The organism is Hymenobacter aquaticus, assembly GCF_004765605.1.
Taxonomy (GTDB): Bacteria; Bacteroidota; Bacteroidia; order Cytophagales; family Hymenobacteraceae; genus Hymenobacter; species Hymenobacter aquaticus.
Map to the genome: position 1 here is coordinate 2073240 of NZ_SRLC01000001.1, position 14145 is coordinate 2087384.

General features: G+C 61.8%; 13 protein-coding genes and 1 tRNA gene. 12 read left to right on the forward strand and 2 right to left on the reverse strand.

Going from position 1 to position 14145, the window contains the following annotated elements; all coding sequences use genetic code 11:
- The first annotated feature begins 12 nt into the window (after positions 1 to 12).
- Entirely contained in the window at positions 13 to 450 is a 438-nt protein-coding gene (locus E5K00_RS08450) for a hypothetical protein (RefSeq protein WP_135462792.1), read from the forward strand.
- On the opposite strand, the gene E5K00_RS08455 is transcribed toward E5K00_RS08450, so the two are convergent.
- Positions 416 to 489, reverse strand: a tRNA-Ile gene (locus E5K00_RS08455). The genes E5K00_RS08450 and E5K00_RS08455 overlap by 35 nt on opposite strands.
- A gap of 133 nt (positions 490 to 622) precedes the next feature.
- Here E5K00_RS08455 and E5K00_RS08460 point away from each other — a divergent pair.
- Genes E5K00_RS08460 through E5K00_RS08475 form a run of 4 tightly spaced genes read left to right on the forward strand, consistent with a single transcriptional unit; the run spans position 623 to position 3720 of the window.
- Positions 623 to 1276, forward strand: a complete 654-nt coding sequence (locus E5K00_RS08460; protein WP_135462793.1) for an HAD family hydrolase — start codon at positions 623 to 625, stop codon at positions 1274 to 1276.
- A complete protein-coding gene (locus tag E5K00_RS08465) occupies positions 1254 to 2459 on the forward strand; it encodes a site-2 protease family protein (RefSeq protein WP_245328241.1) in 1206 nt (401 codons plus the stop codon). The genes E5K00_RS08460 and E5K00_RS08465 overlap by 23 nt, the downstream gene beginning before the upstream one ends.
- A gap of 31 nt (positions 2460 to 2490) precedes the next feature.
- Entirely contained in the window at positions 2491 to 3126 is a 636-nt protein-coding gene (locus E5K00_RS08470; protein WP_135462794.1) for a hypothetical protein, read from the forward strand.
- 12 nt (positions 3127 to 3138) lie between these two features.
- Positions 3139 to 3720 carry a hypothetical protein gene (locus E5K00_RS08475; RefSeq protein ID WP_135462795.1) on the forward strand — a complete coding sequence of 194 codons (582 nt, stop codon included), beginning with the start codon at positions 3139 to 3141 and terminating at the stop codon, positions 3718 to 3720.
- Positions 3721 to 3846: 126 nt separating this feature from the next.
- Here the strand turns inward: E5K00_RS08475 and E5K00_RS08480 are convergent, their stop codons facing one another.
- Positions 3847 to 5043 (reverse strand): phosphoglycerate kinase, encoded by a 1197-nt coding sequence (locus E5K00_RS08480; RefSeq protein ID WP_135462796.1) that lies wholly within the window; start codon positions 5041 to 5043, stop codon positions 3847 to 3849.
- A 542-nt stretch (positions 5044 to 5585) separates the two neighbouring features.
- Here E5K00_RS08480 and E5K00_RS08485 point away from each other — a divergent pair.
- The 7 genes from E5K00_RS08485 to E5K00_RS08515 all read left to right on the forward strand — a co-directional run bounded on the left by E5K00_RS08485 (position 5586) and on the right by E5K00_RS08515 (position 14125).
- Positions 5586 to 8378 carry a D-alanine--D-alanine ligase family protein gene (locus E5K00_RS08485; RefSeq protein WP_135462797.1) on the forward strand — a complete coding sequence of 931 codons (2793 nt, stop codon included), beginning with the start codon at positions 5586 to 5588 and terminating at the stop codon, positions 8376 to 8378.
- Between the two features lie 329 nt (positions 8379 to 8707).
- Positions 8708 to 9493: a PASTA domain-containing protein gene (locus E5K00_RS08490; RefSeq protein WP_135462798.1), complete on the forward strand. Its 786-nt coding sequence runs from the start codon at positions 8708 to 8710 to the stop codon at positions 9491 to 9493.
- Between the two features lie 166 nt (positions 9494 to 9659).
- Complete coding sequence (locus tag E5K00_RS08495) at positions 9660 to 11549, forward strand: T9SS type A sorting domain-containing protein (protein WP_135462799.1); 1890 nt, start codon at positions 9660 to 9662, stop codon at positions 11547 to 11549.
- An 82-nt stretch (positions 11550 to 11631) separates the two neighbouring features.
- Positions 11632 to 11931 (forward strand): rhodanese-like domain-containing protein, encoded by a 300-nt coding sequence (locus E5K00_RS08500; RefSeq protein ID WP_135462800.1) that lies wholly within the window; start codon positions 11632 to 11634, stop codon positions 11929 to 11931.
- Between the two features lie 172 nt (positions 11932 to 12103).
- Entirely contained in the window at positions 12104 to 12553 is a 450-nt protein-coding gene (locus E5K00_RS08505) for a MarR family winged helix-turn-helix transcriptional regulator (protein ID WP_135462801.1), read from the forward strand.
- A gap of 41 nt (positions 12554 to 12594) precedes the next feature.
- Positions 12595 to 13029 carry an organic hydroperoxide resistance protein gene (locus tag E5K00_RS08510; protein ID WP_210114287.1) on the forward strand — a complete coding sequence of 145 codons (435 nt, stop codon included), beginning with the start codon at positions 12595 to 12597 and terminating at the stop codon, positions 13027 to 13029.
- A 97-nt stretch (positions 13030 to 13126) separates the two neighbouring features.
- Positions 13127 to 14125, forward strand: coding sequence for an NADP-dependent oxidoreductase (locus E5K00_RS08515; protein WP_135462802.1), 999 nt, complete (start codon positions 13127 to 13129; stop codon positions 14123 to 14125).
- Positions 14126 to 14145: the final 20 nt, after the last annotated feature.

The following is a 14145-nucleotide window of genomic DNA, read 5'->3' on the forward strand; positions in this document are numbered from 1 at the left end:
AAAATTAAGTGTGTGGAACTGGAACTCGAAGACATGGAGCGCCGCTACGCCATGGGCAACCTCAAGGAAGCTTCTTACGAGAAGTTCAGCCAGGAACTGCGCGAGCAAAAGCTGCTGCCGCTGGAGGCCGAGCGCCAGCGCCTGGGCGCGGAATTATCGAACCTGCCCAAATACGTGGCGCTGGCGCTGGCAATTGCCGCTCAGTTGCCCGTATTGTGGGAAAAAGCCGATTTGAGCACCCGTCACCAACTCCAAAAAATGGTCTACCCCAACGGGGTGGCGTATGCGCCTGAAAAAGGCCTGTATCGAACCGGTCGCCCGAACGTGGTATTTGACCTAATTACCAGAAAACCAATGACGAAACAGAACAAAAAAAATGGTTTGTGCCCCTCTCCGGGGGCACAAACCACTTGGGTGGGCCCAACTGGAATCGAACCAGTGACCTGCTGATTATGAGTCAGCTGCTCTAACCGATTGAGCTATAGGCCCGGCTAAAACCTTCCGGAGTTGGTTTCGGCAGCGCAAACTTCGAAGTTTGCGGCCGGATTTCCAATTCTTAAATCAGCGGCAGCCTTTTTAGGCGGCTTGCTGTTGTATTCACTGGTCGCCTGTTTCCACTGCTATGCCTGCTCAAAAGCCCAACCTGCTCTTCGACTTTGGAGGCGTCATTATCAACATCAACTACCAGCTGACGGTGGAGGCCATGCGCGCCCTGAGCCGGGCCAGCAGCACCATAGAGTTCAACCAGCAAAGCCAGTCGGAGCTGTTTGACCACCTGGAAACCGGCCGCCTGACGCCGTCGGAGTTTCGGCAGGGCCTGCGCCGGCACTACGACCTGGAAGCCACCGACGAGCAGCTGGACGCGGCCTGGAACGCCATGCTGCTCGACGTGCCGGCCGAGCGGCTGGCCTTCATTGCCGAGCTGCGCGCCCAGGGCCACCAGACGGCCTTGCTCAGCAACACCAACCAGATTCACATCGAGGAAATCAACCGGCGGCTGAAAACCCAGTACGGCTTTGCCCACGGCATTGCCGACTGCCTTGATCGGGTCTTTTACTCCCAGCAGGTGGGACTGCGCAAGCCGGGGCCGGAGATATTTGAGCACGCCCTGCGCGAAATGAACTGGAAGGCCGACGAAACGTTGTTTATTGAGGACAGCATCCAGCACATCGAAACGGCCCGGCGCCTGGGGCTGCCCACGCTGTTTCTGACCCCGCCCCTTACGCTCACCGACGCTCTTCCCGCTGCCATCCGTGCCTTCTCTTCCCCTGCCTGACGCCCCCGCCCCCGCCCCTGTTTCGGAAATTGAGTTTGACCGCTACGAGCGGCCCGAGCCGCCGCGCTGGCGCGTCTACGGGCTGCACCTGCTGCTGTTTGTCATCACCCTGATTACCACGACCCTGGCCGGGGCCGAATGGATAACCGGCCGGGCCTTTTTTGATCAGGGCCAGGGCGTGAAGCTGACGGGCTGGTTTAGCCAAGCCGAGGTGCTGCGGGGCCTGTGGTTTTCCCTGCCGTTTCTGGGCGTACTGACGGTACACGAGTTTGGCCACTACTTCACCGCCCGGCACTACAAGGTACGGGCGACGCTGCCCTACTACATTCCGTTTTTCACGGGCTTTTTCAATACCATCGGTACGTTTGGGGCTATAATCCGCATCAAAGACCGGATATTTTCCCGCAAGGAGTTTTTTGATATTGGCCTGGCCGGGCCGCTGGCGGGCTTTCTGGTGGCCGTGCCGGTGCTTATCTATGGCTTCACCCACCTACCGCCCTGGGACTACGTGTTTCAGATTCACCCCGAGTACCGCCAGTTCGGGGCCGACTACGCCCGTCATGTGTACGACGACGGCTCAGGCCTGACGCTCAGCCGGCCGCTGCTGTACCAGCTGCTGGAATACTGGTTTGCCGACCCGGCGCGCCTGCCCCACCCCAATGAGCTGATACACTACCCCGTGCTGCTGGCGGGCTTGCTGGCGCTGTTTTTTACGGCGCTTAATCTGCTGCCCATCGGCCAGCTCGACGGGGGACACATCCTGTACGGCCTGCTGGGGTTCCGGCGCTTCAACCGGCTGTCGGCGGTGTTTTTCGTGGGCTTTATCTTCTACGCCGGGCTGGGGCTGTTCACCTTGCACACCACCGGGGAAACGTGGCTCTACGGTGGTATTCCCTATGCGCTGTACCTGCTGGTGGTGTTTCGGCGGGTGGTGCCCACGCTGCGCCGCACGGTGCTGCTGGCCTTGAGCGTGGTAGCGGCCCAGCTGGCCCTGACCTTGGCCGTGCCCGGCATTTTCGGCAACCCCGGCTGGCTGATTTTCGGCTTGCTCCTGAGCCGTTTTATGGGCATTTTTCATCCCCCGGCGCCCGACGAGCGGCCCCTGAGCCCGGGGCGCAAGGTGCTGGGCTGGATCATGCTTGCTATTTTTGTCCTCTGTTTTTCGCCCTCACCTTTTCAGTGAGCTTCTTCGCCGGCCCCCGCCGGCAATCCTTATGTTTTTCGAACAACGTCAGCTTACGCGTACCACCCAACTGGCACTGCGGCCCCACGGCCTGTATGTGTGCCAGCGGACCCGCCAGGGAAAAACGATTCTGGAGTTTGAAATGCCTTACGAGGAGGTGCTGCCCGTGCGCGTGGAGCGCACCACCACCACGCCCCAGCTGAAATGGCTGCCCTTCGCCCTGTTCTGGATTGCCTCCTCGGTGCTGCAGCACGCCGGCCGCCGCCTCGACGGGCTGACGAATCTGGAGTGGGCCGTGGCGTTCGGCGTGGGTATCCTGCTGATTGGGGGCTACCTCTACGGGCAAAACAACTGGTGGAAGCACTTCACCCTGGGCACGGCCCGGGCCAACATCCAGCTGGCCGACCGCAGCAGCCAACAAAACGAGCTGAACAACTTCGCCGAAGCCCTCGACCAGCGCACCAAAGCCTATTTGCGGGAGCACTACGCGGCCGTCAACCCGCTGGGAATTATTGAGCCGCAGCTGCAGCGCCTGCACTGGCTTAAGCACCTCAACGTCGTGTCGGAGGCCGAGGCCCGCGCCCTTTCCACCCGCCTTACCGGGCAGGTGCCCATGCCCCCGCTCATCAGCATGGGCCAGGTGCTGGAAACGCCGTACGTGAATTAGACGCTGAGCTTTATGGAAATTTACCAGCGGCATCCTGTCAAGGGCTACACGCAATTGCGCACCACGGACGATGGCCTTTCGATTGAGCAGGAAGGTATTATAAACCAGCTTCGCGTCGAAATTCCGTACGAAGAGCTGCTGCCGGTTCGAACGAAAGCCCAAACCTCTTTTCCCGTTGCGCTGACTTTCTTCGTGGCGCTTATATTACCTGGGTTTTACCAGGAGTGGCTGGAGCAAACTTATCTACCTTGGGAAGAGCAGATTGGAATGGCTTTGCTCGGCTTCCTGATGCTGGGATTGTGCTATTTCACCTACACCCGGTGGCGGTGGTCGATAACGGTTACAACCGGGTGGGGCAATATCGTTCTACCCAACCGGGACAAAGAGCGCCCCGAGGTTGAGCAGTTCGTATCCGACCTGCGCGACCACACGAAAAGCTACTTGTACACGCGGTACGCCCTTTTCGACCCTTTTCAATCCGTAGAGCAACAGTTGGAGATGTATGCTTGGCTCTTTGAGCGCAAAGTCATTACACCGGAGCAACTGCTGACACTTCAGCAGCAAGCAACCCGTGCGGCCACCCGCAGCTCCTGATGCGCAGCTTTCCTTGGTTCTATTTCCCTGAGCCAGCCAATTGATACCATGCTTCTTCCGGCAGCTTCACAAAAAGGCCCCATTCCTGATGCAGGAATGGGGCCTTTTCATTTCAATTTACCACTACTACCGGCCTTCCAGCGCGGCTACGCCGGGCAGCTCCTTGCCTTCCATGTACTCGAGCAGGGCCCCGCCGCCGGTCGAGATGTAGGACACCCGGTCGGCGAAGCCGAGCTGGTTGACGGCCGCGGCCGAGTCGCCGCCGCCGATGAGGCTGAAGGCGCCGTCGGCGGTGGCGTCGGCAATGGCGCGGGCCACGAACTCGGTGCCCACCGAGAAGTTGCTCATCTCGAATACGCCCATCGGACCGTTCCACAGGATGGTTTTCGACTGGCGGATGATGTCGGCAAACGTCTCGCGCGAGTCGGGGCCGATGTCGAGGCCCATCCAGCCGGCGGGAATGCTCAGGTTGCCGGCCACGTCGATGTCGGCGTCGTTGGCAAACTTGTTGGCGATGATGCTATCCACGGGCAGCACCAGCTGCACGCCTTTCTGCTTGGCTTTCTCAATCAGGCTGGCCGCCAGCTCTATCTTGTCGGCCTCCAGCAGGGAGTTGCCGATGCTGCCGCCCTGGGCCACGGCGAAGGTGTAGGCCATGCCGCCGCCGATGAGCAGGTAATCGACTTTGTCGAGCAGCTGCTCGATAATGAGGATTTTGTCGGAAATCTTGGCCCCGCCCATGATGGCCGTGAACGGATGCTCGGGGTTGGTCAGCACCTTGTGGGCGTTGTCCAGCTCGCTCTGCATCAGGTAGCCGGCAATGCGGTTTTCGGGGGTGAAATACTGGGCCATAACGGCCGTGGAGGCGTGCTTGCGGTGGGCCGCCCCGAAGGCGTCGTTCACGTACACATCACCCAGCTTGCTGAGCTTTTCGGCGAAGGCGGCGTCGCCTTTTTCCTCTTCGGCGTGGAAGCGCAGGTTGTCGAGCAGCAGGATTTCGCCGGGCTGCAGGCTGCTAGCCAGCTGGGCCGCTTCCTGGCCGATGACGTCGCCGCCAAATTTGACCGGGGTGCCGTACTCCTGCCCGAGGCGCGCCACAAGGTTGCGCAGGGAGTTTTTCTCGTCGGGGCCGCCTTTGGGCCGGCCCATGTGCGAGAGCAGCACCACCGAGCCGCCGTCACGCAGGATTTTCTGGATGGTGGGCGTGGCCATCCGGATGCGGGTGTCGTCGGTGATGTGCAGCGAAGCATCGAGCGGCACGTTGAAATCGACGCGCACCACGGCCCGCTTGCCGGCGAAGTTGTACTGGTCCAGGGTTTTCATGGGAAGGAATAGGGTTGGAAGAGGTCTTACTACGGGGCGAATGTAAGCAGGGTCGGCAATTGGTAGCACAAACAAGGCCTGCGGGCGAGGAGAAACAGCTTGTTCAAGCTCTACGGAGGTATCCTGGCAGATAGAAACTGGTTTGGAGAGTTCCTCAAACGACTTTTGGCACGTCAAAACTGATTTGAGGACGCCTCAAACCAGTTTTGGAAGGTAAAAAGAGCTTTGAGGCGTCCTCAAACGACTTTCCGTCCGTCAAAACCGGTTTGAGGCATCCTCAGAGCAGTTTTGAACTGCTGAAACTACTCTGAGGGTGCCTCAAACCGGTTGTGGCAGGTCAAAACGGCTCCGGGGCTTCCCCAATTGGCTTTCGGCAGATTGTAGCGCGAACTTTAACTTCGTTGACCTTCGGTTGTAGTTCGCGCACCAGAACGATTCGGACGGCGCGGGGCACGCGAACTGCAAAGTTCGCGCTACGGGCCGGGGCGTCTTGCTTACGGCGCGTCGCCAATCCCCCAATGACTCGTACCTTTGCCCTACGTATGAAAATAGGCATCTTCTTCGGTGGCCCGTCGCGTGAGCGGGAAATTTCCTTTGCGGGCGGCCGCACGGTATATGACAACCTGGACAAAGCGCTGTTCCAGGCCGTTCCCATCTTCGTGGACAGCCGCGGCAACTTCATCCTGCTCGACTGGCACTACATCTATAAGGGTACCATCCGCGACTTTTACCCGCCCGTGTCGGCCCTGCCCGACTCGCGCCACAAGCTGCAGGTGTACCTGGAAAGCCTCGGCGAGCTGAGCCCGCCGGAGCAGGACCGCATCATCGCGGAAGTGGGCCGGCGCGTGCTACCCCACGAACTGCGCGAGCTGATGGACTTTGCCTTCCTGGCCCTGCACGGCCCCGGCGGCGAGGACGGCGTCATTCAGGGCCTGCTCGAATGGTACGGCATTCCCTACTCCGGCTCCGGCGTGCTGCCCTCGGCGTTTGGCATTGATAAGATTGCCCAGAAAAAGCTGCTCAAGGCCCTGCACAAGCCCACCCCCGACTACCGCGTGCTGACCGCCGAGGAGTGGGACTCGGCCGCCAGCCAGCCGGCCATCCTCGACTATCTGGTGCGCGAGCTGGGCTTGCCGCTGGTGTTCAAAGCGCCGCGGCAGGGCTCCAGCATCGGTATCAGCATTCTGCGCGAGGCCAACGCCGAGCAGTTTGCACGCGCCGTGGAGCGCAGTCTGTTCCGCAAAACCGTGACCCGCGCGGAGTGGCAGCGCCTGGGTGAGCAGGACAAGATTGCCTGGGTGCAGCACCTGACCGACATCCGCGACGGTATCGGCCTGCCGGTGGTTATTGACGCAGAAGCCGAACTCATCTACCACCCCGAAGCGCTACTGAACACGCTCAACGAGCGGCTGCAAACGGCCGAAACCGTGCTGCTGACCAACGTGGACGGCGAGGCCCAGGTGCTGGTCGAGTCGTTCGTGGCGGGGCGCGAGTTCAGCTGCATCGTGGTAGAGGACCCCAGCGGCAACCCGCTGGCCCTGCCCCCGACGGAAATTGTGAAGGGTGAGGAAATGTTCGACTACCGCTCGAAGTACCTGCCCGGCCTCTCGCGTAAAATCACCCCGATTGACCTGCCCGAAGCCGAAATTCAGCGCATCCGCGAAGCCTGCGAGGAAATGTTCCGCACCTTCGGCTTCCAGGTCTACGCCCGCATTGATGGGTTTATTTCAATGAGCAATGAAGAATTAAAGATTGAGAATTCTTCCGCTGCTGCTGAAACCCCAGGCACCGAGCACCAGGCACTAAGCACTAAGCACCAGGCACCAAGCACCATTTTCCTCAACGACCCGAACACTACCTCGGGCATGCTGCCGGCGTCGTTCTTCTTCCACCAGGCCGCCGAAATCGGCCTGAACCCGTCCCAGTTCCTGACCTACCTGATCCGCACTTCCCTGGCCGCCCGCCGCCGGGCCGGCATGAAGCCGGTGCAGCTCGGCGGCCTGCTCCGCCAGCTCGACGAGGCCGTGGCCTCGCGCCAGCACGAGGAAAAGCAGCGCCTCAAGGTGGCCGTGATTATGGGCGGCTATTCCTCGGAGCGCCACATTTCGGTGGAAAGTGGCCGCAACATCTACGAGAAGCTCAGCTCCAGCGTGAAGTACGAGCCCGTGCCCGTGTTCCTGACCGGCAACAGCCAGGAGTTCCGCCTCTACGTGCTGCCCATCAACGTGATGCTGAAGGACAACGCCGACGACATCCGGGAGAAAATCGAGTACGCCGAGGCCGGCCACAGCCTGCACCCGGTGCTGGAGCGGATTCGGACGGAGGCCAGCGCCATTACCAGCACCTACGCCGGACAGGCCACGGCCCAGCCCCGCCGCCTCTCGTTCGAGGAGCTGGCCCACGAGGTCGATGAGGTGTTTATTGCCCTGCACGGCCGCCCCGGCGAAGATGGTGCCCTGCAGAAGCAGCTGGAGCAGTACGGCCTGCCCTACAACGGCTCGGGCGTGGAAAGCAGCAGCATCACCATCAACAAGTTTGAGACGAACCGCCGCCTGCGCGAGGCCGGCCTGCGCGTAGCCGAGCACCGCATGGCCGCCCGCCTGGAGTGGGAAGCCGACGCCGAAAGCTTCTACCGCAGCCTGGAAACGCAGTTTCACTACCCCTTCATTGCCAAGCCCGCCGACGACGGCTGCTCCTCGGCCGTGAAGAAAATCAAGAACCGCGCGGAGCTCGAAGCCTTCACCCAGCTCATCTTCCGCGACCAGGAAGACCTGCTGCCCGCGCCCGCCACCGTGCTGAATCTGGGCTTCAAGGAGGAATTTCCGCAGAAGGATGCCTTCCTGGTCGAAACCCTGATTGCGCGCGACGGCGCCCGGCACTTCCTGGAAGTCACCGGCGGTTTGCTTACCCACTGGAAAGAAGACGGACAGCTGGAAATTGAGGTGTTCGAAGCCTCCGAGGCCCTGGCTACCGGCGAAGTGCTCAGTCTGGAAGAGAAGTTCCTGGCCGGCGAAGGCCAGAACATCACCCCCGCCCGCTACGCCCCCGACGTGCAGGAGCGCCAACGCATCAGTGAGGAAGTGAAAGCCGAGCTCAAGCGCGTGGCCGAGGTGCTCAACATCCAGGGCTACGCCCGCATCGACGCCTTCGTGCGGGTGCGGGAAACGGGCGCCGTGGAGGTTATCATCATCGAGGTCAACTCGCTGCCCGGCATGACGCCCGCCACCTGCATCTTCCACCAGACGGCCCTGAGCGGCTACACGCCCTACGACTTCATCGACCGGATTCTGGAGTTCGGCAAGGCGCGCGCCGCCAAGCTGACCGCCGCTGGCTAGAACGAAACTCCCCTCCTTTTTTCAAGGAGGGGTGCCCGCAGGGCGGGGTGGTTCAATCGTTGCACGACACCATTGAACGTCATGTCGAGCAGCGCGAGACATCTCGCGTGCTGACGTTGGGGTAGTAATCAAACGAGGCCACGCGAGATTGGCTACGCCTTCCTTCGATTCCTCAGCAAGCTCGGAATGACTGTCAATACTATCGTTCCAACGGTTTCAACCACCCCTAGCCCCTCCTTGAAAAAAGGAGGGGAACTAGTTTTCTAGCTTTTAGCAGTAGATTTCCCGGGAAATTCCGGCTAGCAACTTTTAGCATTTTCTTTCTCCCAATGTCATTTCTCAAATCGGATACGCCCGTTGATGTCGTCAAGCACCTGCTGGTGATTGGGGCCGCGGGGGCGCTGCTGCTGTTCGGCTTCTTCTTCGTGTACCTGCCCATCACCACCAACCACGGCGAAACTATCGTGGTGCCCAAGATTACGGGCATGAAGCAGGAAGCCCTGGAAGACTACCTCGACGAGCGGAACCTGCGCTACTTCGTGGACGACAGCAGCTACAACCCGACCATCGCGCCCTTCACCGTACTGACCCAGGACCCCGCCCCGGGCGAGCGGGTGAAGGAAGACCGCAAAATCTACATCTCGGTGAGCATGAAAAACCCGCCGGTGATTAAGATGCCCAAGCTGGTGGACGGCTCGGTGAAAAACGCCCAGATGATTCTGAAAAGCTACGACCTGGTGGTCGGCGAAATCAAGCTGGTGCCCGATCTGGCCCAGAACGCCGTGCTCAAGCAGCTGGTGAACGGCAAGGAAATCGCGCCCGGCGCCCCCATTGCCAAAGGCACCCGCGTGGACCTAGTAGTGGGCGACGGGCAGGGCAACCAGGAATTCCCGGTGCCCAATGTGGTGAATATGCCCCAGGATGAGGCCGCGACGCTGCTCGTGGGCCAGGGCCTGCAGGTGGGCGAAATCTTCTACCAGCCCGCCGAGGAAGGCCAGACCGACGGCACCGTGGTAAAGCAGCGCCCCGTGCCCTCACCCGGCGCGACCATCCGCATGGGCCAGCTCGTCGACCTGTGGATTGCCGGCGAGGCCCCGCTTAAATCGGTGGACTAGCTACCTTTTAGCCGCCACTTATTCTCTGACAAAAGACCTTTTCGGCGCAACCGGAAAGGTCTTTTGCGTGTAGGCTGAACCAAACCCCGGCCCTTGTCCTTGCAGAGAGTCAGCCCGTTGAAATATTCCGTGGGCTGCCCACGTTTGGCTTCCGTAACTTGCCCTTATGACCCGTTCATTACGCTTACTACCGTCTTTGTTGCTAACGGCCGGCCTGCTGCCCCTGGCCGCCCGGGCCCAGGTGCTGGGTTCCCTGACCAGTGACCCCAGCCGGGCTACTGCGCCGCTGCCGGCCACGGCCAGCCGGGCCGCCGCCCTGACACTGCCCTTCTTCGACGATTTCTCGACCCAGCGCGAGGGTGCGCCGGCCGTGGAGCGCTGGCAGCCGGGCGGCGGCACGCTGGTCAACAACCGCTTCGTGCTGGCCCCGCCCTCCCGCGGGGCCGTAACCTTCGACGGCCTCAACGGCAAAGGCCAGCCCTACGGCAGCTTTTTCAGCGACACCGACACGCTTACCTCCCAGCCCATCGACCTGGGTGGCCTCACGGCGGCCAGCAACGTGTATCTGAGCTTTTTCTGGCAGGCCGGCAACATCTTCTCGGCCCCCACCAATGCCAGCAGCTCCCGGCCGGTGTTCATCCAGCTCGAATTTCTGGGCAATGACGGGCTGTGGCGGCAGATCTGGCAGCAGCGCAGCCAGGGCGTGCGCACCGGGTTCCGGCAGCTGCTGTTCCCGGTCACTGACGCGCGCTACCTGCACCCGGGCTTCCGCTTCCGGTTTCATACCTCCGGCAACCAGTCGAACGTGGACAACGACGACGCCTGGAGCATTGACTACGTGCGCCTGGACCGCAACCGCTCGGCCGCCGACTCGACCAACCGGGATATTGCCACCAGCCGGCCGCTGGGCAGCCTACTGAAGCGCTACACGGCCATGCCCGTGTGGCAGTTCAACGCCAACCCGACGCCGGCCAACGAGTTGAACAACGTCATCGGCACCACCATCAACAACCTGGGGCCGGGGCCGGCCAGCACGCCCGTCGACTGGCTGGGCACGGTGCAGGTGCTGCCCGCCGGCCCGGTGGCCACCACCGCGAAAGGCGGCGCCAACCTGGACCCGCACCGGCGCCAGGTGCCGGCCACGGTGGATGCCCGCAGCCTGAGCATTCCGCTGACGCCCGAGGAGAAAATCCTGCGCCACTCGCTCTACCTGCTCACGGGTGAAACGGCCAACTCCCTGACCGTGCGCAACGACACCATTTCGCGCGTCACGGAGCTGAAAAACTACTACGCCTACGACGACGGCACCCCGGAAGGCACGCTCAGCATCGAGCGGTTTTCGAGTGCCGGCATCCGCTACCGCGCCTACCGCTTCGATTTGAACAAGCCCGACCAGGTCCGCAGCCTGCGCCTCTACCCGATTCTGCCGGCCGCGGCGGGCCGCGTTATTTCGGCCAACGTGTGGGACGACGTGAGCGGCAAGCCCGCCGCCACGCCCAAAGCCACCCAGAGCATCACCATTCCCAACTCCCTGCCGGCCGGGCAGAACTACATCGACATCATTTTCTCGGCTCCCGTGCCGGTGTCGGGCACGTTCTACGTGGGCTACGGTCACGGGCAGTTTGGCAATTCCGTGGTACCCTTCGCCCTGGACCTGAACAACGCGCCCCCGGACGGCTACTTCCTCAAAAACACGTTCGGCACCTGGGAAAACGCGGCCTTCGACTATTCCAGCGTGGGTGGGGCCCCTTCCGGCTCCGTCATCATGCGGCCGGTAATGACCAACAACCTGACCGTGACGGGCACCACCGAAGCGCAGACGGCCGCCGCTTACGCGCTGTACCCCAACCCCAGCGCGGGCCTGGTGCGCGTGGAAGGTGCTTACCGCCAAGCCGCCGTGCTCGACGCGCTGGGCCGCACCGTCTGGACGCAGCCGGCGGGTCAGGCCCGGGACGGCCAGCTGGATTTGCGCCAGCTCCCGGCCGGAGTATACTTGGTACAGCTGACCGTGGCTAATGGGCAGCTCGTGCACAAGCGCCTGGTGCTGGCCCGGTAGCCGGCTTCACCCATTCTTCAGTTGAATTGGCTATTGTTGCGGCCTCCAACGTACTTTTTCATTTATCATCCGCTCCTACCCTATGAACGACATCACCCCCGAAGAGCTGAAGCAGCGTAAGGCCGCCGGCGAGCAGCCGATTATCCTGGACGTGCGCGAAACCTGGGAAAACGAAGAGTCCCGCATCGACGGCAGCCAGAATATTCCGCTGGGCACGCTCCCCGATAAAATTGCCGACCTGGAAGAGCTGAAAGACCAGGAAATCATTGTGCATTGCAAGGGCGGCGGCCGGTCGGCCACGGCCAAGGCCCTGCTCACCCAGCACGGCTTTACCCACGTGCGCAACCTGCTGGGCGGCATTACGGCCTACCAGGCTCAGTAGCGCCCCCGTTATTCTCCGCTTTCGAAAGCCGGCTTTCTGCACCGCAGAGGGCCGGCTTTTTTGCGCGCCAACTTTTTTCAGACTGATAACGAATACGTTATAGAGAATAAGTAAATTTAATTGTACACAATTAAACATTGCGCAATCAAACGCGTTATACCTGCATCATCCTATGAGTAACCCGAGCGAACATTCTTCTGCGGCCCTTCTTCAGCTGGAAAGCCAGCTGTGCTTTCCGCTCTATGCCGTGTCGCGCCTGCTCACCAAGGCCTACCAGCCCTACCTGCAGGCCCTCGACCTGACCTACCCGCAGTACCTGGTGTTTCTGCTGCTGTGGGAGCACGGCGAGCTGACGGTGAAGGCCCTGGGCGAAAAGCTGCTGCTCGACTCGGGCACGCTCACGCCCCTGCTCAAGCGCATGGAGCAGAAACAGTGGCTGAGCCGCCGCCGCGACCCGCGCGACGAACGCTCGGTCATCATTGCCCTGGCACCGGCGGGGCGGGCCCTGCGCGAGCAGGCCTGCCACATTCCCGAGCAGCTGTTTGGGCACCTGGGCATGTCGCCGCAGGAATTTGAAACGCTCCGGACCCAATTGCACACGCTTCTTCTCAAGCTCTCCTGATCGGCGGGCTGTTTTTTACCAATTCCCCTTTTTCTACTCCGATGAAAATCGAAAAAATCTTCACGGCGCAAGCCAAAGCCAAAGGTGGCCGCGACGGCCAGGTAACCACCGCCAACAACGTGCTGACCGTTGACCTGAGCACGCCCAAGGAAATGGGTGGCCCCGGCAAAGCGGGTGCTACCAACCCCGAGCAGCTGTTTGCCGCCGGCTATGCCGCCTGCTTCGAAGGCGCGCTGGGCGTAGCCGCCCGGCAGGCCCAGGTGAAGCTGGAAGGCGTGACGGTGGAAGCCTTTATCGGCTTTGGCAAGGCCGAAGACGGCGGCTACGGCATTTCGGCCGACCTGCACGTGAACATTCCCGGCGTGGAGCAGGCCCAGGCCGAGCAGCTGGTAGAAGCCGCCCACGGCATCTGCCCCTACTCGCGCGCGACCAAAGGCAACATTGAAGTAACGCTGAACACGACCACCAACGCGTAGGCAGCACGCTGGTGCGCCGGTCGTCGGGGGCCTTACCGCTCCCGACGACCGGCGTTGTTGTTCCTATTCTTTTCCTGCTTCCCCCACAAACGCAGCTATGAAAACGAAAGTCATCCGGCTGGCCAGCCGCCCCCAGGGGTTGCCCACGGCCGCCCAGTTCCAGTTTGATACCCTCGACCTGCCCGCAACCGGCGCCGGCCAGGTGTTGCTCAAGACCCGCTACGTGTCGGTCGACCCCTACATGCGGGGCCGCATGAACGAGGGCAAATCCTACGTGCCGCCGTTTGAGGTAGGCGCGCCCCTTGCCGGCGGCGTGGTGGCCGAGGTAATTGAAAGTCAGCACGAAGCTCTGCCGGTGGGCAGCGTGGTGGTCGGTAACCTGCCCTGGCAGGAATATATTCTTTCCGATGGCAAGGGCCTGAACCGGATACCCACCGACAAGGCCCCGGTGAGCTACTTTCTGGGGCTGCTGGGCATGCCGGGGCTCACGGCCTATTTCGGCCTGCTCGACATCTGCCAGCCCAAAGCCGGCGAAACCGTGGTGGTATCGGGGGCGGCCGGGGCCGTGGGCCTGATTGTGGGCCAGCTGGCCAAGATTCAGGGCGCGCGGGTGATTGGCACGGCCGGCTCCGACGAGAAGGTAGCCTACCTGCGGCAGCTGGGCTTCGACGAGGCCATCAACTACAAAACCACGCCCGACATTGCCCAGGCCCTGGCCGCGGCGGCCCCGGCCGGCGTCGACTGCTACTTCGACAACGTAGGCGGCGCCATCACCGACGCGGTGTACGATTTGCTGAACAAACACGCCCGCATTGCCCTGTGCGGCCAGATTTCGAGCTACAACGACACCGAAACGCCCGTGGGCCCGCGCCCCGAAACCAAGCTGCTCAAAACCAGCGCCCGGCTCCAGGGGTTTATCGTGGGCGACTACTTCAGCCGCTGGCCCGAGGGCGTGCAGCAGCTCACCGAGTGGTATAGCCAGGGCAAGCTGCAAACGGAGGAAACCATTACCGAAGGCTTCGACCAGATTCCGGCCGCTTTCCTGGGCTTGTTCAAGGGCGACAACACGGGCAAAGCCATTGTGAAAGTCAGCTGAATTCATTTCACGCAGGGTCT